Source organism: Kosakonia sp. CFBP8986, from assembly GCF_034044935.1.
In the GTDB taxonomy this organism is placed as follows: Bacteria; Pseudomonadota; Gammaproteobacteria; order Enterobacterales; family Enterobacteriaceae; genus Kosakonia; species Kosakonia cowanii.
On sequence record NZ_JAXCXB010000013.1, the window covers coordinates 48,238 to 70,874 of the forward strand.

The 22,637-nt window shown below is 57.0% G+C and carries 23 protein-coding genes; 9 read left to right on the forward strand and 14 right to left on the reverse strand.

From position 1 onward, the window contains the following. Positions 1-102: 102 nt before the first annotated feature. From cpxP to SOM48_RS21155, 6 genes are all read left to right on the forward strand, one after another. The gene (cpxP, locus tag SOM48_RS21130) at positions 103-597 is read left to right on the forward strand and encodes a cell-envelope stress modulator CpxP (RefSeq protein WP_023479354.1); all 495 of its coding nucleotides are present in this window, start codon (positions 103-105) and stop codon (positions 595-597) included. Between the two features lie 149 nt (positions 598-746). After that, entirely contained in the window at positions 747-1,631 is an 885-nt protein-coding gene (gene fieF / locus SOM48_RS21135) for a CDF family cation-efflux transporter FieF (protein WP_076768848.1), read from the forward strand. 201 nt (positions 1,632-1,832) lie between these two features. Next, positions 1,833-2,795: a 6-phosphofructokinase gene (gene pfkA, locus SOM48_RS21140; protein WP_023479317.1), complete on the forward strand. Its 963-nt coding sequence runs from the start codon at positions 1,833-1,835 to the stop codon at positions 2,793-2,795. A gap of 146 nt (positions 2,796-2,941) precedes the next feature. Then, the gene (locus SOM48_RS21145) at positions 2,942-3,931 is read left to right on the forward strand and encodes a sulfate ABC transporter substrate-binding protein (protein ID WP_054804134.1); all 990 of its coding nucleotides are present in this window, start codon (positions 2,942-2,944) and stop codon (positions 3,929-3,931) included. Between the two features lie 112 nt (positions 3,932-4,043). Further along, positions 4,044-4,802, forward strand: coding sequence for a CDP-diacylglycerol diphosphatase (locus SOM48_RS21150; RefSeq protein WP_054804133.1), 759 nt, complete (start codon positions 4,044-4,046; stop codon positions 4,800-4,802). 73 nt (positions 4,803-4,875) lie between these two features. Next, complete coding sequence (locus SOM48_RS21155; RefSeq protein WP_054804132.1) at positions 4,876-6,180, forward strand: SLC13 family permease; 1,305 nt, start codon at positions 4,876-4,878, stop codon at positions 6,178-6,180. 39 nt (positions 6,181-6,219) lie between these two features. On the opposite strand, the gene tpiA is transcribed toward SOM48_RS21155, so the two are convergent. Next, complete coding sequence (tpiA, locus tag SOM48_RS21160) at positions 6,220-6,987, reverse strand: triose-phosphate isomerase (protein WP_023479339.1); 768 nt, start codon at positions 6,985-6,987, stop codon at positions 6,220-6,222. 107 nt (positions 6,988-7,094) lie between these two features. After that, the gene (locus tag SOM48_RS21165; RefSeq protein WP_042717036.1) at positions 7,095-7,694 is read right to left on the reverse strand and encodes a DUF1454 family protein; all 600 of its coding nucleotides are present in this window, start codon (positions 7,692-7,694) and stop codon (positions 7,095-7,097) included. Between the two features lie 113 nt (positions 7,695-7,807). Between SOM48_RS21165 and SOM48_RS21170 the strand changes: the two genes are divergently transcribed. Beyond that, positions 7,808-8,227: a DUF805 domain-containing protein gene (locus SOM48_RS21170; RefSeq protein ID WP_054804130.1), complete on the forward strand. Its 420-nt coding sequence runs from the start codon at positions 7,808-7,810 to the stop codon at positions 8,225-8,227. On the opposite strand, the gene fpr is transcribed toward SOM48_RS21170, so the two are convergent. The 4 genes from fpr to SOM48_RS21190 form a co-directional block, all read right to left on the reverse strand. Continuing rightward, positions 8,228-8,974: a ferredoxin--NADP(+) reductase gene (gene fpr / locus SOM48_RS21175; protein ID WP_042717039.1), complete on the reverse strand. Its 747-nt coding sequence runs from the start codon at positions 8,972-8,974 to the stop codon at positions 8,228-8,230. It abuts the gene before it with no gap. A gap of 96 nt (positions 8,975-9,070) precedes the next feature. Beyond that, positions 9,071-10,081 carry a class II fructose-bisphosphatase gene (gene glpX, locus SOM48_RS21180; protein WP_042717041.1) on the reverse strand — a complete coding sequence of 337 codons (1,011 nt, stop codon included), beginning with the start codon at positions 10,079-10,081 and terminating at the stop codon, positions 9,071-9,073. A 107-nt stretch (positions 10,082-10,188) separates the two neighbouring features. After that, on the reverse strand, positions 10,189-11,697 hold the full coding sequence (glpK, locus tag SOM48_RS21185) for a glycerol kinase GlpK (RefSeq protein WP_076768846.1): 1,509 nt from the start codon (positions 11,695-11,697) through the stop codon (positions 10,189-10,191). Positions 11,698-11,718: 21 nt separating this feature from the next. Further along, complete coding sequence (locus tag SOM48_RS21190; RefSeq protein WP_023479322.1) at positions 11,719-12,570, reverse strand: MIP/aquaporin family protein; 852 nt, start codon at positions 12,568-12,570, stop codon at positions 11,719-11,721. Between the two features lie 493 nt (positions 12,571-13,063). Here SOM48_RS21190 and zapB point away from each other — a divergent pair, with 493 nt between their 5' ends. Then, positions 13,064-13,309, forward strand: coding sequence for a septal ring assembly protein ZapB (zapB, locus tag SOM48_RS21195; protein ID WP_023479321.1), 246 nt, complete (start codon positions 13,064-13,066; stop codon positions 13,307-13,309). Between the two features lie 194 nt (positions 13,310-13,503). Here zapB and rraA read toward each other — a convergent pair whose 3' ends face one another. From rraA to priA, 7 genes are all read right to left on the reverse strand, one after another. Further along, a complete protein-coding gene (gene rraA / locus SOM48_RS21200; RefSeq protein WP_023479360.1) occupies positions 13,504-13,989 on the reverse strand; it encodes a ribonuclease E activity regulator RraA in 486 nt (161 codons plus the stop codon). Between the two features lie 92 nt (positions 13,990-14,081). Then, positions 14,082-15,011: a 1,4-dihydroxy-2-naphthoate polyprenyltransferase gene (gene menA, locus SOM48_RS21205; RefSeq protein ID WP_023479363.1), complete on the reverse strand. Its 930-nt coding sequence runs from the start codon at positions 15,009-15,011 to the stop codon at positions 14,082-14,084. Positions 15,012-15,077: 66 nt separating this feature from the next. Next, positions 15,078-16,412, reverse strand: a complete 1,335-nt coding sequence (gene hslU / locus SOM48_RS21210; protein WP_289746610.1) for an HslU--HslV peptidase ATPase subunit — start codon at positions 16,410-16,412, stop codon at positions 15,078-15,080. 9 nt (positions 16,413-16,421) lie between these two features. Then, complete coding sequence (hslV, locus tag SOM48_RS21215; protein ID WP_023479345.1) at positions 16,422-16,952, reverse strand: ATP-dependent protease subunit HslV; 531 nt, start codon at positions 16,950-16,952, stop codon at positions 16,422-16,424. A 91-nt stretch (positions 16,953-17,043) separates the two neighbouring features. Next, complete coding sequence (gene ftsN / locus SOM48_RS21220; protein ID WP_320512950.1) at positions 17,044-18,027, reverse strand: cell division protein FtsN; 984 nt, start codon at positions 18,025-18,027, stop codon at positions 17,044-17,046. A 95-nt stretch (positions 18,028-18,122) separates the two neighbouring features. Then, positions 18,123-19,148 carry a DNA-binding transcriptional regulator CytR gene (gene cytR / locus SOM48_RS21225; RefSeq protein WP_042717055.1) on the reverse strand — a complete coding sequence of 342 codons (1,026 nt, stop codon included), beginning with the start codon at positions 19,146-19,148 and terminating at the stop codon, positions 18,123-18,125. A 124-nt stretch (positions 19,149-19,272) separates the two neighbouring features. Further along, complete coding sequence (gene priA / locus SOM48_RS21230) at positions 19,273-21,465, reverse strand: primosomal protein N' (RefSeq protein WP_320512951.1); 2,193 nt, start codon at positions 21,463-21,465, stop codon at positions 19,273-19,275. Between the two features lie 207 nt (positions 21,466-21,672). Here priA and rpmE point away from each other — a divergent pair, with 207 nt between their 5' ends. Then, positions 21,673-21,885, forward strand: coding sequence for a 50S ribosomal protein L31 (gene rpmE / locus SOM48_RS21235; protein WP_023479344.1), 213 nt, complete (start codon positions 21,673-21,675; stop codon positions 21,883-21,885). 308 nt (positions 21,886-22,193) lie between these two features. On the opposite strand, the gene metJ is transcribed toward rpmE, so the two are convergent. Beyond that, entirely contained in the window at positions 22,194-22,511 is a 318-nt protein-coding gene (metJ, locus tag SOM48_RS21240; protein ID WP_023479337.1) for a met regulon transcriptional regulator MetJ, read from the reverse strand. Positions 22,512-22,637: the final 126 nt, after the last annotated feature.

Genomic DNA, 22,637 nt, shown 5'->3' on the forward strand with positions numbered 1-22,637 from the left:
CATGACTTTACGTTGTTTTACACCCCCTGACGCATGTTTGCAGCCTGAATCGTAGACTGATTTTCGTTCACTCGTGAGACAAATAGGTTACTGGAGTAAATGATGCGCATCGTTACCGCTGCCGTCATGGCCTCAACGCTGACATTAAGCGCTGTTAGCCAGGCTGCTGAAGCCGTAACAGGCGATAACTGGCATCCGACTGAAGGGATTGCACAGCGCAGTGTTCAGAGCCATATGTTCGACGGTATTAATCTGACCGAACATCAGCGCCAGCAGATGCGGGATCTGATGACACAGGCGCGGCACGACCAGCCACCTGTTAATGTTAGCGAAATGGAGACAATGCACAGCCTTGTCACCGCAGATAAATTTGATGAAACCGCTGTACGCGCTCAGGCAGAAAAAATGGCGCAGGAGCAGGTCGCTCGCCAGGTTGAGATGGCGAAAGTCCGCAACCAGATGTACCACCTGCTAACGCCGGAGCAGCAAGCGGTTTTAAACCAGAAGCACCAACAACGGATGGCAAAGCTGCGTAACGTTGCGCAGATGCAAAAAAGCTCCCCGTTGACGGTAATGAGTAGTAGCAGTACCAGGTAACAACCCCTGTTTTTCCTTGCCATAGACACCATCCCTGTCTTCCCCCACATGATGTGGGGGTTTTTTTTGCCTGTAATTCCTGCCCCTATTTTCTCCATTGCTCCTTTTGCTATCCGTTATAATTCCGCCAACGACAAGCAGGAGCGTGTATGAAAGCATCTTATGGACGGCTGGTCACACGGGCGGCAATGGCGGCAACCATCATGGCGTCGCTGCTGCTGGTGATTAAAATTTTCGCCTGGTGGCACACCGGTTCGGTCAGTATTCTGGCGGCGCTGGTCGATTCGCTGGTGGATATCGCCGCGTCGCTCACCAACCTGCTGGTGGTGCGCTATTCGCTGCAACCGGCCGATGAGGAGCATACGTTCGGGCACGGCAAAGCGGAGTCATTAGCCGCGCTGGCGCAGAGCATGTTTATCTCCGGCTCCGCGCTGTTCCTCTTTTTAACCGGCATTCAGCACCTTGCGCGGCCGGAGCCGTTGCAGGCCGCGGGAATTGGCGTTGCCGTCACGCTGGTGGCGCTGCTCAGCACTGTGATTCTGGTCACCTTTCAGCGCTGGGTTGTGCGCAAAACACACAGCCAGGCGGTGCGCGCGGATATGCTTCATTATCAGTCTGATGTTATGATGAACGGCGCTATTCTCATCGCGCTTGGGCTGGCGTGGTATGGCTGGCACCGGGCGGATGCGCTGTTTGCGCTGGGTATCGGCGGCTATATCTTGTACAGTGCGTTGCGTATGGGGTATGAGGCGGTACAGGCGCTGCTAGATCGCGCACTACCCGATGGAGAGCGTCAGGAAATTGTTGATATTGTCACTTCCTGGCCGGGCGTCAGAGGCGCTCACGATCTTCGCACGCGGCAGTCAGGGCCGACCCGCTTTATTCAAATACATCTGGAAATGGACGATCACCTGCCGCTGGTTGAGGCGCACCTTGTCGCCGAACAGGTAGAGCAGGCGATTTTGCGCCGTTTCCCCGGCTCCGATGTGATTATTCATCAGGATCCGTGCTCAGTTGTTCCTCAAGGACGATAAGCCCGCAGAGGCTTTCGTAACGCGTTTTTTAAGTGTGGGTCAGGCAGTGCGGTTGTGTATAAAATACCCCCATTTCGCCTGACCTGAATCAATTCAGCAGTAGTGGATTGAGATACTATTTGCAGCATTGTTGTTCGCTCCCCGTGGGAGTTGCTTCGGGCCACAGAATTTTATTTTGCATTCCTAAGTTCAGAGGTAGTCATGATTAAAAAAATCGGTGTGTTGACAAGCGGCGGTGATGCGCCAGGCATGAATGCCGCCATCCGCGGCGTTGTCCGTGCAGCATTAACAGAAGGTCTGGAAGTTGCAGGTATCTACGACGGCTACCTGGGCCTGTATGAAGACCGGATGATCCAGCTCGACCGCTACAGCGTGTCTGACATGATCAACCGCGGCGGTACCTTCCTCGGCTCTGCCCGCTTCCCGGAGTTCCGCGAAGAGCATATCCGTGCCGTGGCTATCGAAAATATGAAAAAGCGCGGCATTGACGCGCTGGTCGTTATCGGCGGCGACGGTTCCTATATGGGTGCCAAACGCCTGACCGAAATGGGCTTCCCGTGCATCGGTCTGCCGGGCACCATCGATAACGACGTTGCCGGTACCGACTACACCATCGGCTACTTCACTGCGCTGCAAACCGTGGTTGAAGCGATTGACCGCCTGCGCGACACCTCCTCTTCACACCAGCGTATCTCCATCGTTGAAGTGATGGGCCGTTACTGCGGCGATCTGACCCTGGCCGCAGCCATTGCCGGCGGGTGTGAGTTTATCGTTCTGCCGGAAGTGGAGTTCAACCGCGAAGACCTGGTAGCCGAGATCAAAGCTGGTATCGCCAAAGGTAAAAAACATGCGATTGTGGCGATCACCGAGCACATCTGCGATATCGACGAGCTGGCGAAGTATATTGAGAGCGAAACGCAGCGCGAAACCCGCGCGACCGTGCTGGGCCACATCCAGCGTGGCGGTTCGCCGGTGCCTTACGACCGCATTCTTGCCTCCCGCATGGGTTCCTATGCTATCGATCTGCTGCTGCAGGGCTACGGCGGTCGCTGCGTCGGCATCCAGAACGAAAAAATGGTGCATCACGACATCATCGACGCGATTGAAAACATGAAGCGTCCGTTCAAAGGCGACTGGCTGGACTGCGCCAAAAAGCTTTACTGATATGCAATACGCCCTCGCTGCTGAGGGCGTTTTTTTACCGCAATATATTCCTCAAAGTTATATCCAATCTTTTTTTATTCTTTAATCATCGGATCCCTTTCTGGCAGGCTGGTGTCATCAAAATTGACAACCGAAGAGAGCGGGCAATGAATAAATGGGGCGTGGGCTTAACGCTGCTGCTGGCTTCCAGCAGCGTACTGGCAAAAGATATTCAACTGTTGAACGTGTCTTACGATCCGACGCGTGAACTGTACGAGCAGTACAACAAAGCGTTCAGCGCGCACTGGAAACAGGAGACCGGCGACAATGTGGTGATCCGCCAGTCGCACGGCGGCTCCGGCAAACAGGCGACTTCGGTTATCAACGGTATTGACGCCGATGTGGTGACGCTGGCGCTGGCCTATGACGTCGACGCGATTGCCGAACGCGGTCGTATCGATAAAAACTGGATCAAACGCCTGCCCGACAACTCTGCACCCTACACTTCGACCATTGTCTTCCTGGTGCGTAAAGGCAACCCGAAACAGATTCATGACTGGAACGATCTGGTAAAACCGGGCGTCTCCGTTATCACGCCGAACCCGAAAAGCTCTGGTGGCGCACGCTGGAACTACCTGGCGGCCTGGGGCTACGCTCTGCATCAGAACGGCGGCGATCAGGCTAAAGCGCAGGAGTTTGTTAAAGCGCTGTACAAAAACGTCGAAGTGCTCGACTCCGGCGCGCGCGGCGCGACCAACACCTTCGTGGAACGCGGGATTGGCGATGTGCTGATTGCGTGGGAAAACGAAGCGCTGCTGGCGACCAAAGAGCTGGGCAAAGATAAGTTTGAGATCGTCACCCCGAGTGAATCTATCCTCGCCGAGCCGACCGTGTCGGTGGTCGATAAAGTTGCGGATAAAAAGGGCACTCAGAAAGTGGCGGAAGCCTATCTGAAATATCTCTACTCGCCAGAAGGGCAGGAGATTGCCGCGAAGAACTTCTACCGCCCGCGTGATGCGCAGGTTGCGGCGAAGTACGCCAGCGAATTCCCGAAACTGAAATTGTTCACCATTGATGATGTGTTCGGCGGCTGGAGCAAGGCGCAGAAAGAGCACTTCGCCAACGGCGGCACCTTTGATGAGATCAGCAAACGCTAATTTTTACTGTTAAACCAGCCGGATGGCGTCAGTGCTATCCGGCAAAATCGATGTGTCACTTCGTTTAATTTTTGCGCTATTATGCCGTTTCTTTCAGCAAAGGAAGCGGAAAATGAAAACTGTTAAACGTCTTATGATTGCCCTGCTGGTCCTGATTGTCGTTGCAGCCGCAGGTGTATGGATTTGGATGAAGTTCACCAGCAACCCGGACGCGTTGCGCCAAATCGTCTTTCAGCAGTGCCTGCCCAATATGCGTAATCACAACAACCCCGCACCCTGCGAGCAGGTTAATTTCAAAAACGGCTATGTGTTAATGAAGGACCGCAACGGCCCGTTGCAGTATTTGTTAATGCCCACCTATCTGGTTAACGGCACCGAAAGCCCGGTACTGCTTAAGTCTGCTACGCCGAACTTCTTCTGGCAGTCCTGGCAATCACGCGATGTGATGAGCACCCGGCGCGGCAGTCCGATCCCGGATGAGGCGGTCTCGCTGGCGATTAACTCCCGCTCTGGCCGCACGCAGAACCATTTCCATATTCATATCTCCTGTCTGCGTACCGACGTGCGCGAAAAGCTTGATGAGAATGCCGGGCGCATCAGTAGCCAGTGGCTGGTGTTTCCCGGCGGGCTGCTTGGGCACGAGTATTTAGCCCGGCGTGTAACGGCGGCAGAGCTGGCGCAGCGTAGCCCCTTCCTGATGCTGGCGGAAGAGGTGCCGGACGCGAAAGCGCATATGGGGCGCTTTGCACTGGCGCTGGCGCAGCAGTCGGACGGCTCGTTTGTGCTGCTGGCGACAGAGCGAAATCTGCTGGCGTTAAACCGCGCATCGGCGGAAGAGATTCAGGATCATCAGTGCGAGATCCTCAAATAACCCCACCATAATTCGCATTTACTCACTCTGCCTGTCCCCGTAGACTTGCTGAAAAAATCTACAGGAGACAGGCATGTCGCTCTGGCTTTCACACCCTCTGTTCCTTCCCTCTGTTATCGTCGGTATCACTATTATTCTCTGGGCGACGTCGCTGTTGCCGGAGTTCATCACTGCGCTGCTCTTTTTCACCGCTGCGATGATCGCGAAAATCGCCCCGCCGGAGGTGATTTTTGGCGGCTTTGCTTCGTCCGCTTTCTGGCTGGTGTTTAGCGGTTTTGTGCTTGGCGTGGCTATCCGTAAGACCGGGTTGGCGGATCGCGCGGCGCGGGCGCTGTCGGCGAAGATGACCGGCTCCTGGCCGCAGATGGTGGCAAGCGTGGTGTTGCTCAGCTATGCGCTGGCGTTTGTTATGCCCTCTAACATGGGGCGAATTGCGCTGTTAATGCCGATTGTCGCGGCGATGGCGGCACGCGCTGGCATCAATGAGGGCACACGCGCGTGGTATGGCCTGGCGCTGGCGGTTGGCTTCGGCACTTTTCAACTTTCGGCAACCATTCTGCCTGCCAACGTTCCCAATCTGGTGATGAGCGGCGCGGCGGAAGGCTCCTACGGTATCCATCTCAACTATTTGCCTTATCTGCTGCTGCACACGCCGGTGCTGGGGATCCTGAAAGGTGCAATTCTGATTGGCCTGATCTGCTGGCTCTTTCCCGGTAAACCGCAGGCGATGCGCGAAGCGCTGCCTTCTACGCCCATGAGCGGGGATGAGAAGCGGCTCGCGTGGCTGCTAGCTGTGGTGTTGACGCTGTGGGTAACGGAGAGCTGGCACGGCATTGGCCCGGCGTGGACCGGGCTGGCAGCCGCCTTCGTTACGCTGCTACCGCGCGTTGGCTTTATCTCCGGCGATGAGTTCTCCAGCGGAGTAAATATCCGCACCTGCATCTATGTCGCCGGGATTTTGGGGCTGGCGATCACCGTGACGCAAACCGGTATCGGTAGCGCGGTGGGCGATGCGCTGCTGCATGTGATGCCGCTCGATGCCGAACGCCCGTTCACCAGTTTTCTCGCGCTCACCGGCATTACCACCGCGCTCAATTTTATTATGACCGCCAACGGCGTCCCGGCGCTGTTTACCACGCTGGCGCAAAGCTTTGCCGACGCTACCGGTTTCCCGCTGCTGTCGGTGATTATGATTCAGGTGCTGGGCTATTCGACGCCGCTGTTGCCCTATCAGGCTTCGCCGATTGTGGTGGCGATGGCGCTCGGTAAAGTGCCTGCGCGCGCGGGGATGCTGCTCTGTCTGGCGCTGGCGCTGGTGAGTTATCTGCTGTTGCTGCCGCTTGATTACGCGTGGTTTAAAGTACTGGGGAAATTGTAGAAGAGACCCTCTCCCGGGCGGGAGAGGGTAACAGCAGCATTACGCCTGTTTAGCGGCTTCAGCAGCTTTAACGATCACTGCGAAGGCGTCGGCTTTCAGGGAAGCACCGCCAACCAGCGCGCCGTCGATATCCGGCTGGGCAAAGAGTTCTGCCGCGTTGCTGGCGTTAACAGAACCGCCGTACTGGATGATCACTTGCTCAGCCACTTTCGCGTCGGCTTTAGCAATGTGGTCACGGATAAATTTGTGCACGGCCTGAGCCTGCGCCGGGGTAGCGGATTTGCCGGTACCGATCGCCCAAACGGGTTCGTAAGCGATAACCACGCCTTCGAACGCGCTCGCGCCCTGCGTTTTCAGCACGGCGTCGATCTGGCGAGCGCACACTTCTTCGGTTTTACCCGCTTCGTTTTCCGCTTCGGTTTCACCGATGCATAGCACCGGAACCAGACCTTGCTCTTTCAGCACGGCGAATTTTTTCGCGATCAGCTCATCGGATTCAGCGTGGTAAGTACGACGCTCAGAGTGGCCGATGATGATGTATTTAGCGCCGATATCTTTCAGCATTTCAGCGGAGGTTTCGCCGGTGAACGCGCCAGAGAGGTTGGTATCAACGTTCTGCGCGCCGAGGATGATGTGGCTGCCGTCAGCGGCGTGTTTTGCCAGATCCAGGTAGAGGTTCGGCGGCGCAATCGCCACGCCGCAGCCTGAAACGCCCGCCAGTTCGGTACGCAGGTTGGCAATCAGTTCGTTAACCATGTGGCGGCTGCCGTTCAACTTCCAGTTACCCATCACTAAAGGATGTCGCATTTTTACTCTCCACGCGCTTGGCGAATTAATGAAAATGGCCGCCCGTCAGGGCAGCATGGTCTGAGAAACAGTATAGAGATCCCTCCCCTGAAAGGCTTTGCTTTTTGTCATTTATTGTTCCCTTCGAGAGGTTCAGATAGCGTCAGCTTAATCGGTTCAACCGCGAAGGTTAGCCCCTTTTCGCCGTTGTCTGCCACCACATAGCGCACCGCGCCTTCCGTCTCAGCGTAGTAGGCCTTGTTTTTGCCGTTGGTCAGCAGTTTTTGTACTTTTTGCATGCTTTGCGCCGCGGTCATGGTCGGAGAGAAGGCGCGGATAAAGGCGCTCATATACTCCTGCGCCTTCGCTTTCGTCGCTTTTTGCTCCGGCCCTTGCACCGGCAGCCAGGTGATCTGCATCGATTTGATCTTTAACGTGCCGCGCTCAAGCGCCGTAGAGGCATAGAGATAATCGTTGATGCGCGTAGCCGCGCGCGTCAGGTTGGCGCGATCGCTGCGGCTATCAACAGCGCGAAACTCGTTCAGCGCAAGCGTGGGATTGTCGGTATTGAACTTCTCCCGGAACTGGCTGATCGATTCATCAAAGGTGGGGGCGCCCGGCAGTAAATAGGGTGCGGTGACGGCGGCTGGCGCCTCTTCTGCCCAACCCGGCGCGCAGAACGCCAGCGCGGAAAAGAGCAGCCAAAAGTGGTAACGCCGTGCTTTCATTCACATCGCCCTCTGTAGAGTGTGCTGACGATTAAAACGAGATTGGGCGGCCTTGTCAAAAACTCCCGCCGCCAGGGTACACTAGCCGCTATTACGATAATAAGGAACCTTACATGGGTATACAGCAGTGGTTGTTTTCGTTTAAGGGGCGCATTGGACGCCGCGATTTCTGGATCTGGATGGTGCTGTGGGTGGTGAGCATGACCCTGCTGTTTGTGCTGGCGAATGGCGGCATGCTCGATTTTCAGACGGCGGCGTTTATCCTCGTCTGCCTGATCTGGCCGACCGCCTGCGTGATGGTCAAACGGCTGCACGATCGCGGTCGTCACGGCGGCTGGGCGCTGCTGATGGTGCTGGCGTGGATGCTGCTGTCAGGTAACTGGACGATGCTAGACGGCACGCTGGCGTGGGCGGTGGGACGCCTGATCCCGGTGGCGATTATCGTGGTAATGATGATCGACCTGGGCGCGATGATCGGCACCCAGGACAAAAACCGTTTTGGCAGCGAGACGCTCGAGGTGAAGTTCCGCTGATTACCAGTAGTGCTCAGCGGTGATATGCCCCGGACGGCGGCGCAGGTGTTTGGCCATCTGCCGGGTATCTTTCAGCAACTGTGTGGTGTCGCGCACCATCTGCGGATTACCGCACAGCATCACATGGCTGGTCTCGGCGGTCAGTGGCAGACCTACCGCTTCCTCAAGGGCGCCACTCTCAATCAGCGCCGGCACGCGCCCGGTTAAAGAGCCGGAGAGCGTCTCGCGGCTGACCACCGTCTGAATGCGCAGCTTCCCTTCATAGCGCTTTTGCAGTTCCAGCATCAGCGGCAGGTAGCTTAAGTCCGCGCCGTAGCGCACCGCGTGCAGCAGGACGATATTTTTGAACCGTTCAAGATCTTTCCCCTCTTGCAGCATCGACAGATAAGGCCCGATGGCCGTGCCGGTCGCCAGCATCCACAGCGTCTCGCACTCCGGTACCTCTTCCAGCACGAAAAAGCCGGCGGCTTCGCTGACAATTAACAGCTCATCGCCCGGTTGCAGGGCGGCCAGGCGCGGGCTCAGTTTGCCTTCCGGAACGGTGACGAGATAGAACTCAAGATCGGGATTGCTCGGCGCGTTGACGTAGGAGTAAGCGCGCTGCACGCGCTCGCCGTCAATCTCCAGCCCAAGCTTGGCGAACTGTCCGGCAGTGAAGGGTTGAACGGGGGCATGTACGGTGAGGCTGAAGAGTGCATCGGTCCAGAATTCCACCTTTGTGACTTTTCCTGTTACCCAATCCGCCATGGTTCTCTCCTGTTCTGTAACGTTGCCTTATCCTGGTGGTTGTCGCCTGAGATTTCCAGCCCGTGCGGGCCGGAAAGCTCAATTGAACAAATAGACTTACAGTATATGTCGTTGTACGTCCGGGTCTTTACGATCCAGATAATGGATCGATTGAATCCGGCGAATGGTGCGCGATTTACCGCGGATCAGCAGCGTCTCGGTGGTCGCCATATTGCCTTTGCGCGTAATACCATCCAGCAGATCGCCTTTGGTGATGCCGGTAGCAGAGAAGATAACATTATCGCTGCGCGCCATCTCATCGAGGCGCAGCACATTGCCCGCTTCAATGCCCATACCGCGGCAGCGTTTCAGCTCCTGCTCGCCGATACGGCGGTTCTCTTCGCTGTCGCCTTTCACCTGGTGACGCGCCAGCAGTCGGCCCTGCATATCGCCATCCAGGGCGCGGATCACCGCCGCCGACACCACGCCTTCCGGCGCGCCGCCAATCCCGTAGAGCACATCCACTTCGCTGTCGGGCATGCAGGTGAGGATCGAGGCGGCGACATCGCCGTCAGGAATGGCAAACACGCGCACGCCCAGCGCCTGTAACTCGGCGATGGTCGCATCATGGCGCGGCTTGGCAAGAATGGTGACCGTCAGCTCGCTGAGCGGTTTACCGAGCGCGGCGGCGATATTGCGCAGGTTGTCGGCTAAGGGCAGGTTGAGATCGATAGCGCCTCTGGCACCGGGGCCGACGATCAGCTTTTCCATATACATGTCCGGTGCGTTGAGGAAGCAGCCTTTATCACCGACCGCCAGCACCGCCAGCGCGTTGGCCTGGCCCATCGCCGTCATGCGTGTCCCTTCAATCGGATCGACGGCAATATCCACTGCGTCGCCTTTGCCGGTGCCCACTTTCTCACCGATAAAGAGCATCGGCGCTTCGTCGATCTCCCCTTCGCCGATGACAATCGTGCCGTCAATGTTGACCTGGTTGAGCATAATGCGCATAGCGTGTACCGCTGCGCCGTCCGCCGTGTTTTTATCGCCGCGCCCCAGCCACTTATAGCCAGCCAGCGCCGCAGCTTCGGTAACACGGGAGAATTCGATGGCAAGTTCTCGTTTCATCACACACTCAGTTTTGAAAGAAATTGCGCGAAGTTTAACACAGTGAAAAGAGGAGGGGGGTGAGGCAGATGCCCCCTCCCGGCAGGGAGAGGGCATAAGTGGAGCGGTTACTCTTCGTGTTCTTCCCACGCCATCGCGCGTTTCACGGCCTTTTTCCAGCCGCTGTAGCGGAAGTTACGCTCGGTAGTTTCGATACCCGGACGGAATTCGCGCTCGATCACTGCTTTCTCCTGCAACTCATCCAGGTTCTGCCAGAAACCAACCGCCAGGCCCGCCAGGTAAGCGGCGCCCAGCGCGGTCACTTCGCGCACTTCCGGACGCTCAACGCGCGTGCCGAGAATGTCGGACTGGAACTGCATCAGGAAGTTATTCGCCACCGCGCCGCCATCCACACGCAGCGCGTGCAGGCGGATGCCGGAGTCAGCCTGCATCGCTTCCAGCACGTCGCGGGTCTGGAAGGCAATCGACTCCAGCGTCGCACGAATGATGTGGTTCGCGTTAACGCCGCGGGTCAGGCCGAAGATGGAGCCGCGTGCATACGGGTCCCAGTACGGCGCGCCCAGGCCGGTGAAGGCCGGAACAACGTACACGCCGTTGGTGTCCTTCACTTTGGTAGCGAAGTATTCGGAGTCGAACGCGTCATTGATCAGCTTCATCTCATCGCGCAGCCACTGAATGGAGGCGCCAGCCATAAACACCGCGCCTTCCAGCGCATAGTTCACTTCGCCTTTCGGGCCGCAGGCGATGGTGGTCAGCAGGCCATGATCGGATTTCACTGCCTGCTCGCCAGTGTTCATCAGCATAAAGCAGCCGGTGCCGTAAGTGTTTTTCGCCATCCCCTCTTTCACGCAGAGCTGGCCAAACAGCGCCGCCTGCTGGTCGCCCGCAATACCGGCGATAGGAATACGCGTGCCGCCTTTACCGCCGATGTTGGTCTGGCCGTACACTTCGGAGGATTTACGCACCTGCGGCAGCATTGCGCGCGGGATATCCAGCACTTCCAGCATTTTGTCGTCCCACTCCAGCGTGTGGATGTTGAACAACATGGTGCGTGAGGCGTTGGTGTAGTCGGTGACGTGTACGCGCCCTTGGGTCATTTTCCAGATAAGCCAGGTATCGACGGTGCCGAACAGCAGTTCGCCGCGTTTAGCACGCTCGCGCGAACCTTCAACGTGGTCGAGGATCCACTTCACTTTGGTGCCGGAGAAGTAGGGGTCGATCACCAGCCCGGTGGTGCTACGGATGTAATCTTCCATGCCGTCGCGTTTGAGCTTTTCGCAGATCTCAGAGGTGCGGCGGCACTGCCAGACGATGGCGTTATGAATCGGCTTGCCGGTTTCACGCTCCCAGACAATCGCGGTTTCGCGCTGGTTGGTGATGCCGATGGCGGCAATCTCGTCGGAGTTGATATCCGCTTTTGCCAGCACTTCGACCAGCGTGGAGCTTTGTGACGCCCAAATTTCCATCGGGTCATGCTCAACCCAGCCTGGCTTCGGGTAGATTTGTTCAAATTCGCGCTGTGAAACGCTAATGATGTTGGCATCGTGGTCCATCACAACGGCGCGGGAGCTGGTAGTGCCCTGGTCGAGCGCAACGATATATTTTTTGTCAGTCATGGTTATGATCCCGTAGTCACATTACAGCGAAGCTTTTTGTTGAGCCGTGGTGGAGGCGGTGCCTTTCTCTTTCGCAGCCTCACTGGTTCCAGACGGCAGATGGCGGGCGATCAGTTTGCGATAGCTGAACGCGCCAAGCGCCGCGCCTACAATCGGCCCAAACAGCGGCACGAGGAAGTAGGGAATATCTTTGCCGCCGGTAAAGGCGACGTTACCCCAGCCGGCAAGCCAGGCGAAGGTCTTCGGTCCCAGGTCACGCGCCGGGTTCATGGCGAAGCCGGTGAGTGGTCCCATGGAGGCACCGATTACCGCGATCAGCAGACCGATCAGCAGCGGCGCCATTGGGCCGCGCGGCACGCCGTTGCCATCATCGCCCAGCGCCATAATCACGCCCATCAGAATAGCGGTAATTACCATCTCAACAGCGAAGGCCTGCACAAAATTGATGTGCGGGTTGGGGTAGGTTGAAAAGATACCAGCCAGATCAAGACTTTCGACGCTGCCGCGAACCATATTGTGCGTCTGTTCGAAGTCGAGGAAAAGATTGTAGTAAAGCCCGTAAACAAGTGCAGCCGCGCAAAACGCGCCGGCAAATTGAGAAAAAATAAAAGGAACAACTTTGCGTCCGTCAAAGCTCGCGAAGAGCCAAAGTGCAATGGTTACAGCCGGATTAAGATGCGCGCCGGAAACCCCTGCGGTCAGGTAGATGGCCATCGCCACGCCCAAACCCCAGATGATACTGATCTCCCACTGGCCAAAGGTGGCACCCGCCACTTTTAACGCTGCAACACATCCCACGCCGAAGAAAATCAACAACCCGGTACCGAGAAACTCGGCAATGCACTGGCCTTTTACGGTTGGTGTCTGACTCATAATCGGATCCTGCAGAAGTTTAATGGTTATTGTAGGCATGAGGGAAACAGCACCCCCATGATGTCGTGTAGACATAGTGTTAATTTATCGTTAACGAGCAAAAACGAGAAATATCGAAATCGAAATGTGTGTACTGCGTCAATAAAATGAGCGTTTACGAGCGGTGGTGCGCGTTTTTGCACCAATACGAAATGAGAGCTGAATCATTTTTGTAACCCGGGCATTAACAATTACGGGGTAGCGAAGCGGATTGCACCAGGACGAGGACGAAAAGTGTTGCAAAGCGCAAACAGCGCCGCTCCACGCTGGACAGGGGCTGGCGCGATTCATACAATCGGTAACAAGCGAAATCCGCTCATTGTATTAAGGCGTCGCCGCTCTGCGGGACGAGGACGCTTAAAGACACGCATAATTTAGCGGGCAGAGGGGTAACCTATTTGTCTGGCGAATAATGAGGTGTAAGTCCATCAACGCCTTGCCACTCAGGAGAAGTATGACTATGTCATTAGAAGTGTTTGAGAAACTGGAAGCAAAAGTACAGCAGGCGATTGATACCATCACGCTGCTGCAGATGGAAATCGAAGAACTGAAAGAGAAGAACAACAGCCTGTCGCAGGACGTTCACTCTGCACACCAGAGCCGTGAAGAGCTGGAGCGCGAAAACCAACAGCTGCGCGAGCAGCAGCACGGCTGGCAGGAGCGTCTGCAGGCGCTGCTGGGCCGCATGGAAGAAGTGTAATTACGCTTTATCTTTCGTGCCGTAGCGGCATTGGCTGCGCACGCTCACCCCGGTCACATAGTTATCTGTGCTCCCGGGGATTCACTTGCTTGCCGCCTTGCCACAACACGAAATCTTTCGCGTATTAAGCAAAATAGTTAAGCGCCATTGCATTCGGCAGCGACAAAAAAGGGCACCCTCAGGTGCCCTTTCGTTTATTCGATATCGAGAGGATCTTCGGCGAGAATAATGCCGGTGTTATCGGCATAAAGATGGTCACCGGAGAAGAAGGTTACGCCGCCGAAGTTGACGCGGATATCGCTTTCGCCAATGCCTTCGCCCGCTGCGCCAACCGGGATCGCGGCCATCGCCTGGATGCCGATATCCAGCTCTTCCAGATCGTCCACTTGGCGCACCGCGCCGTAGACCACCATCCCTTCCCACTCGTTTTGCGCCGCCAGACGCGCGAGATCGGCGTCGACTAACGCCCGGCGTACAGAACCGCCGCCGTCGACTACCAGTACGCGACCACGGCCATTCTGTTCGAGCAGATCGTAAAGCAACCCGTTATCCTCGAAACATTTCACCGTGATGATTTGCCCGCCGAAAGAGGAGCGACCGCCAAAGTTGGAGAACAGCGGTTCGACGACGTTGACCTCTTCCTGGTAGATGTCACAAAGCTCAGAAGTATCGTATTTCATAGGATTTACGTTCAGTTGCTGCGAGAGCCGTAAGTATATCGCGCATCGCGCGCTGTTGGCAAAAGCATCAATTTTTAATTGTTCTTTGGCACTCAGGCGAGCGTCTTGCTCAAAATAATCCCCAGTACAAACAGGAGATTAGTCAGCAGCGCGCCTTTCACGGTGCGTTCGAGCATCGGCGGCATCGCGCGCGGATCGCGCTCGCGCAGCACATAACGTGCCTGTTTAAACAGCAGCGGCGCGGCAAGCAAAAACAGCCAGCCCCAGAGGCTGTGGAGCGAAATCAGGTTGAAGAGCGCAAAGCAGAGCAGCGCGCCCGCCAGCAAACCGGCGTGATAACGGCGGGCATTCACCGGACCTAAACGCACCACTAGCGTATGTTTACCGTTCTCGCGATCGCTATCGATATCGCGCAGGTTATTGATATTCAGCACTGCCGTCGCCAGCAAACCGCAGGCGGTCGCGGGCAGGAAGATCGCCGGAATCAGCGTATGCGCCTGCAAATACCAGCTTCCCATCACGCTTATCCAGCCGAAGAAGGTGAGCACCGAAATATCGCCCAGCCCCTGATAACCATACGGGCGCTTGCCGACGGTATAGGTGATGGCGGCGATAATCGACAGGCCGCCGAGTGCGAGGAAGCCGACAAAATCCGCCATCGTCTGGGTCGCGGCGCTTACCAGCCAGAGCCCGGAAACGCAGCTCAGCACAATGACGATAAGCAGCGCGCGCTTCATCTGCCCAAGGGAGATCGCCCCTTTCTGCATCCCGCGCAGCGGGCCGATGCGATCCGGCTTATCGCTGCCTTTAATGGCATCGCCGTAATCATTGGCGAGGTTAGAGAGGATTTGCAGCAAACCGGCGGTGATCAGCGCCAGCGCCGCAACCAGCGGATCGAAGTAGCCCTGCCACCAGGCAAGCACGGTTCCCACCACGATAGCGGCAAAGGCCAGCGGCAACGTTTTCGGTCGCAGGCTTTCCAGCCATGCCTGGGTAAGGCTCAGAGAGTGCGTATCGTTCATAAGTCCGGCCAATAAAAATGGGGGCATAAGCCCCCATCGAGTGTGATGAAAAGAGTATGAGCGCGATTATAAGATAAAACGGCTCAGATCTTCATCCGCCACTAAAGCATCAAGGTGTTTACTCACATAGTCTGCATTAATGGTAATGGTTTCGCCGCCCAGATCGCTGGCGTCGTAGGAGATATCCTCCATCAAACGCTCCAGCACGGTGTGCAAACGGCGTGCGCCGATGTTCTCGGTGCTTTCATTCACCTGCCATGCGGCCTGCGCAATACGCTTAATGCCGTCGTCGGTAAATTCGATATTCACCCCTTCGGTTGCCATCAGCGCTTTGTACTGCACGGTCACAGAGGCGTTAGGCTCGGTGAGGATGCGCTCAAAGTCTTCCGCGGTGAGCGCCTGCAGCTCAACGCGGATCGGCAGACGGCCCTGCAATTCCGGGATCAGATCTGACGGGCTGGCAACCTGGAACGCGCCGGACGCGATAAACAGGATATGGTCAGTTTTCACCATCCCATGTTTGGTCGACACGGTGCAGCCCTCAACCAGCGGCAGCAGGTCGCGCTGTACGCCTTCGCGGGAGACGTCCGGGCCGGAGGTGTTACCGCCGCGCTTACAGATTTTGTCGATCTCATCGATAAAGACGATACCGTGCTGCTCAACGGCTTCGATCGCTTCCTCTTTCAGCTCTTCCGGGTTCACCAGCTTCGCCGCTTCCTCTTCGATCAGCAGCTTCATCGCGTCTTTGATTTTCAGCTTACGCGGCTTCTGCTTCTGCCCGCCGAGGTTCTGGAACATCGACTGCAACTGGTTGGTCATCTCTTCCATGCCCGGAGGGGCCATGATCTCGACGCCCATTGGCGCAGCGGCGAGATCGATCTCAATCTCTTTGTCATCCAGCTGGCCTTCGCGCAGTTTTTTACGGAAGGATTGGCGCGCCGCAGAGGGTTCTGCCGCCTGTTCCGGCTGGCCCCAGTTGTTTTTCGCCGGCGGGATCAGCACATCAAGGATGCGCTCTTCCGCCATCTCTTCGGCGCGGTAGCGGTTCCTGTCAATTGACTGGCTGCGCACCATTTTCACGGCGGCATCGGTCAAATCGCGGATAATCGAATCCACCTCTTTCCCGACATAGCCAACTTCGGTGAACTTGGTCGCTTCCACTTTGATAAACGGCGCGTTGGCGAGCTTTGCCAGACGGCGGGCGATTTCGGTTTTACCAACGCCGGTCGGGCCGATCATCAGAATATTTTTTGGGGTCACTTCGTGACGCAGCTCTTCATCGAGCTGCATACGGCGCCAGCGGTTACGCAGAGCAATCGCCACAGAGCGCTTTGCCGCGTCCTGGCCGATGATGTGTTTATTCAGTTCGCTGACGATTTCGCGTGGGGTCATTTCAGACATGGGAGATCCTTACGCTTGAGCGGGTAATTCTTCGATGGTATGGAAGTGGTTGGTGTAGATGCAGATATCGCCTGCGATCCCCAACGCCTTCTCAGCAATGTCGCGCGCGCCAAGCTCGGTGTTCTCCAGCAGAGCGCGGGCAGCGGCCTGGGCGTATGGTCCACCGGAGCCAATGGCAATCAGGTCATTTTCCGGCTGAATCACATCGCCGTTACCGGTGATGATCAGCGACGCGGTTTCGTCGGCGACCGCTAACAGCGCTTCCAGCTTGCGCAGCATACGATCGGTACGCCAGTCCTTTGCCAGCTCGACGGCGGCTTTCACCAGGTGACCCTGGTGCATTTCCAGTTTGCGTTCAAACAGCTCAAACAGCGTGAAGGCATCCGCTGTGCCGCCCGCAAAGCCTGCAATGACTTTGTCGTTATAGAGACGGCGAACTTTTTTAACGTTGCCCTTCATCACGGTGTTGCCCAGTGTGGCCTGGCCATCACCGGCGATAACGACATGGCCGTTACGGCGTACGCTTACGATTGTTGTCACGAGCAGACCCCTTGGTTACAAAAGCACATACAGCGCCCCGCACAGCGTACGGGGCAGAATGCATTTATAGATGGGGGAGATTTTGGGGGTTTCAACCCCCGGCGGAAAGTCGAATGCAGTTTGCGTGACCGGCCAGTTTCAGCTTGCCGAGGGTGGCTTCGGCGCTCTCTTTGCCTTTCAGCGGGCCCATCACAACGCGATTCCAGCCATTATTGCTGGTGATGCGTGAGTCAAAGCCCTCAAACGCCAGCTGCGCGCGGACGGTTTCCGCCTGCTCCTGGCCTTTGAACGAGCCGCACTGGATCAGCCAGCGACGCTCATCTTTTTTCTCTGTCGGCTGCGCCTTCGCCGTTTCCGCTTCGCGCGTTACCGGCGCGGCCTGCTGCGCTTTTGGCTGCGCGGCGTTGCTGTGCGGCGGCGTTTGCAGCAGATCCTGATAGGGCTGCGAATTAGTGGCCGGCTTCTGCTGCGCTTGCTGCGTCTGGCGTGGCGGCGTGGCAACGCGCGCAGGCTGCTGTTCCACCGTGCGCGGCTGCGTACGTGGTTGCTGAACCGGCTGGCTTTGCGTCCACTGAGACTGCTGCTGCTGCATCTGCTGAACCTGGCGCTGACGCTGCAACGTTTGCTGGCGCTGCTCCGGCGTCTGCTCGTTCCACGGCACCTCATTGAGCTGCGTCGGTGTCTGGCGCATATCTGCCTGCATCTGGGCTAACAGCTGGCGCTGCTCATCGGTTAACTGCTCCGGTTTTTGCACTTCGCCCCCGGCTGTCGGCTCGGTCGGCGCGCGTACGCCAGGCTGGCGGCTCTCCAGCTCTTTAATATAGCGCCAGCGCTCTTCCGGTTTCGGCGGCAGGCCGTTACCGGTCACTTTCTGATTCTGCAGGGATTCTGACTCTTCTTTCTTATGATGCGTAATAAAGTACAAACCACCGATAAAGGCGACCAGCACGGCGGCCGCTATCGCGACCATTGCTGGCGAGACCGCAGGCGCGCTGCGCTGCTTTTTCTTTGAGGTGCTCTTCTTTCGCCGCGCAGGAGTCGACTGGCTGCGGCGTACATAATCTCGTTGGGCCACTATCGTTTCGCTGTATTCATATTCGTTTAACAGCCCGCCATGTTACTTAAGCGACGGGGTTTTGACCAGAAGAGGGCGTCCGAAAGCCCCCGCCTTTACGTTAGCGCTCGCGTTGAGCCACGCAGGATTAATTCACAATCTAATAGTCGCGAGCCGCTGCTCACCGTGTGGCCCTGCAACTGCTCCAGCAGAAGCAGCATTGCTTCGCGCCCAATGTCGTAGCGCGGCTGCGCAACGGTAGTGAGCGGTGGGTCGCAATACTCTGCCAGCGAGATGTTATCAAAGCCGATAATCGACAGATCCTCCGGCACCTTCAGGCCCCGGCGTTTTGCCTGCGACAGTGCGCCGAGCGCCATCACATCGCTATGGCAGAAGAGAGCAGTCGGCGGTTTCGGCAGGGAGAGAAGCTGCTCCAGCGCCTGCGCTCCGGCTTCGAAGGTAAAATCACCGCGCGTAATATACTCCTTATCTACCGTCGCACCCGCGCGGCGCAGCGCCTGCACGTAACCCTGCAAGCGGTAGTGGCAGAGCGGCATCTCTTCCGGGCCGGCGATACAGCCAATCAGCTGGTGTCCCTGCTCCTGCAGATAAGAGACGGCATTAAAGGCCGCCGTCAGGTTGTCGATGTGCACCGTCGGCAGCTCCAGCTCCGGCGCGAACTCATTGGCCATCACCATCGGCGGTAAATTGCGCTGCTCTTCAATGCTGGCGTCAAACGGCAGACGTGAACCGAGCAGCAGCATGCCATCAATTTGCTTGGTGATGATCAGATCGATAAAGGTCTTTTCCTGCTGATTTTGATGGGCGCAGTCGCCAATCAGTACCAGGTAGCCATGCTCCGCAGCGGTCACTTCGATGCCGCGGATAATCTCACTGAAGAAGGGATCGCAGATATCCGGCACAATTACCAGCAGGGTACGGGACTCATTGCGCTTCACATTGCGGCCCATCGACTGCGGCAGGTAGCCCACTTCCATGGCGGCCTGCTCAACGCGGTTGCGGGTCGCCTGTGACACTTTTTCCGGGTTCATTAATGCACGAGATACGGTTGCCGTAGAAACCTTTGCTTTCATGGCAACATCTTTCATGGTTGCTGCCGCAACCTGATTTTTCGGTTTCACCTTGTTCTCCTCGCATGCACGGCGCAGGCGTAGTCACATTTTTATCAGATAGTTAAGCGCATCGGTTACAGAAATTTCACAAAAAGTGTGACGGGCATTCTATTTTACGCGCTGGCTCGCAGCATTAGCTCTCGATCGGATCGACATCCAGCGCCCATTTTACGCGTCGGGCATCGGGCAGGGTATTAATCAGCGCCAGCGCGCCGTGCACAATATGTTGCAGGCGAATGCGGGAGGGGTGTTGCAGCAGGATTTGCCAGCGGTAGCGCCCGGCGCGCTTGGCCGCCAGCGCCGGAACCGGGCCGAGGATCCAGAGTTGGTTATCTGCCAGCGGGCTCGCCTGCAGCAGGTTTTTCAGCTGTTGCAGGAAGAGGGGGGCATGCTGGTTGTTCTGATCTTCCGCACGGATCAGCACATGGCTGGTCCACGGCGGGAGTTGCAGCGTCTGGCGCTCGGCCAGCGCCTGCTCGGCAAAGGTGTCGTAGCCTTTATGCAGCAGAGTTTGCAGCAGCGGATGTTCCGGATGGTGCGTTTGCAGCACCACCTCGCCCTGTTTGCCAGCGCGTCCGGCGCGGCCGGAAACCTGGGTATAGAGCTGAGCAAAGCGCTCTGCGGCGCGGAAATCGGCGGAAAAGAGCGCGCCGTCGACGTCGAGCAGCGCCACCAGCGTAACATCCGGAAAGTGGTGCCCTTTGGCGAGCATCTGGGTGCCGATCAAAATGCGCGCACCGCCGCGATGCACTTCGGCAAGATGCTGCTCCAGCGCGCCCTTGCGGCTGGTGGTGTCGCGGTCAATGCGCGAAATCGGTACGCCGGGAAACAGCGGGGCCAGCGCCTGCTCCAGTTGTTCGGTACCAAGTCCAACCGGCAGCAGGTGGGTGGAGCCGCACGACGGACACTGGCGCGGCACCGGGCGCTGGCTGTCGCAGTGGTGGCAACGCAGATGCTGCTGCGCCTGATGGAAGGTGTAGTAGTGATCGCAGCGCGCGCACTCGGCGATCCAGCCGCAATCATGGCAGAGCAGCGCCGGGGCGAAGCCGCGCCGGTTAAGGAAAAGGATAGCCTGGTTACCCGCTTGCAGATGCTGACGCAAGCGGTTGATTAAGGCAGGAGCCAGACCCGCCTGCAGCGGCTGGGCTTTCATATCCAGCACGTGCTGCATCGCCGGGCGTGCGTTGCCTGCGCGGCGGGTCAGACGCAGAATGTGGTATTTCCGCGCCCGCACGTTGTGCAGCGTCTCCAGCGCCGGCGTCGCCGAACCGAGAATTATCGGGATTTGCTCGCTGTGCGCACGGTAAACAGCCAGATCGCGCGCATGGTAACGCCACCCCTCCTGCTGTTTATAGGAGCTGTCGTGCTCCTCATCGATGACGATCACGCCAAGGTTTTTAAAAGGGGTGAAGAGCGAGGAGCGCGTGCCGATGACAATCGCCGCTTCACCGCTCTTTGCTTTCTGCCAGGTGGTCAGGCGTTCACTGTCGTTAAGTCCAGAGTGCAGCACTTCGACAGGAGCATTAAACCGCTCGCGAAAACGGGCGATGGTTTGTGGCGTCAGGCCAATTTCCGGCACCATCACCAGCGCCTGCTTGCCCTGTTCGAGCACATTTTCCAGCACGCTCAGATAGACTTCCGTTTTGCCCGATCCGGTGACGCCCGCCAGCAGCCAGGCGGAGAAGCGATCTGCTGCGCTGTGGATCGCGCCGACGGCGGTGGCCTGTTCGGTATTGAGCCGCAGACGATCGCCGCTGACGGAAAAGGTGCTGCGCCAGTCCGTAAACGTCGGCGCTTCGCTGTTCATCTCTACCAGCCCTTTTGCGCGCAGGGCTTGCAGGGTCACGCTTTTCAGATCTAACGCCGCTAGCTGATGCTGCCACACTTTGCCTTTGCGCAGCGCCGATAACGCCTGCTGCTGTTTTGGCGACTTGATGCGGTTAATGTCGGTGGCCTGCCCCTGTTCAGTGGCGAACCAGTAGCCCTGAAACTCGGCGCTGGCCGGTTTGGTCTGGCGCAGCAGAACGGGCAGGGCATTGAATAACACATCGCCAATTGGATGGTGATAGTAATCAGCCGCCCAGAGCAGCATCCGCCAGACGGGCGTTGAAAACGCGGGCTCGCTGTCGAGCACCTCTTCGACGCTTTTCAGCTCCGCCAGCGGCAGCTCGCTTTTGTCGCTGACCGCCACCACAATCCCGACGCGGGTCTGGTTACCGAACGGCACGCGCACGCGAAAACCAGCGCTGGCGGGGGTTCCCTCCGGCAGCAGGTAATCGAAAGTGCGGGGCAGCGGTACAGAGAGCGCAACGTGGGCGACGGGCATTTCATCATCCTGACTTGAAAAGTGGCGGGTTAGTATACACATTGTTAAGACGGTCGAGCGGATCAGTTTGCATACGCTGGTTAATTTCTGTATGATTCGCCGCCTTTGATGCTCATTGCGGCGTCAAAGATTCACTTACATATCAACTCGCGTGGTGTCTGGCGTTAGGGCTGGAAGAGCGACGCGGCCTTAAACTGAGGTTTCCCCATGAAAAAAGGTATTCACCCGAATTACGTAGCGATTACTGCAACCTGTTCTTGCGGTAACGTGATCGAAACCCACTCTACTCTGGGTCACGATCTGAACCTGGACGTGTGTGGTAAATGCCACCCGTTCTTCACCGGTAAGCAGCGTGATGTTGCAACTGGTGGCCGTGTTGACCGTTTCAACAAACGCTTCAGCATCCCGGGCAGCAAGTAAGTTGCCAAAGAAAAAAGCGCCGAAAGGCGCTTTTTTTGTCTCTGCGGTTTGCCTCAGGGGGAATATTTTTGTGATGAGCTTCACAAAAATATTGCTCTGGTCAAAAAACAGGCATACCCTGTCGCCATACATCTCCTCACACTATTTGAGCGTAAAAGGATCATTTGTATGCTGACAGCAATGAAAAACGTATTTATGTCTTACCTGCTCTCACTGGCAGAAGTGCATCCGGAAGTGACGCGTTTCTGATAAGCAGGTGCGATAAATCAAAAAAGGGCGGAATATGATTTCCGCCCTTTTTATTGCGATCAGTATTCCCACGTATCCGGGTCGATACCCATTTCACGCATAATCACTTTCGCCTCTTCCGGGATCTCATCGCTGCGCTCTTTACGCAGGTCTTCATCATTCGGCAAAGGCTGGCCGGTAAACGCATGTAAAAACGCCTCGCACAGCAGTTCGCTGTTGGTGGCGTGGCGCAGGTTATTCACCTGACGACGGGTACGTTCATCGGTGAGGATTTTTAACACCTTAAGAGGAATGGACACCGTAATTTTTTTTACTTGCTCACTCTTCTTGCCGTGCTCAGCGTATGGGCTGATATATTCGCCGCTCCATTCAGCCATGAGATACCTTTAATCCTCTCAGTCATTGATCTATACCCGGTCGCGCCGGGCCGTAATTGCGCGTAGTTTACCGTAGAGTCATCGGGGTGACACCGTGTATCGCTCTGCAATATCGTACGAAAGCAT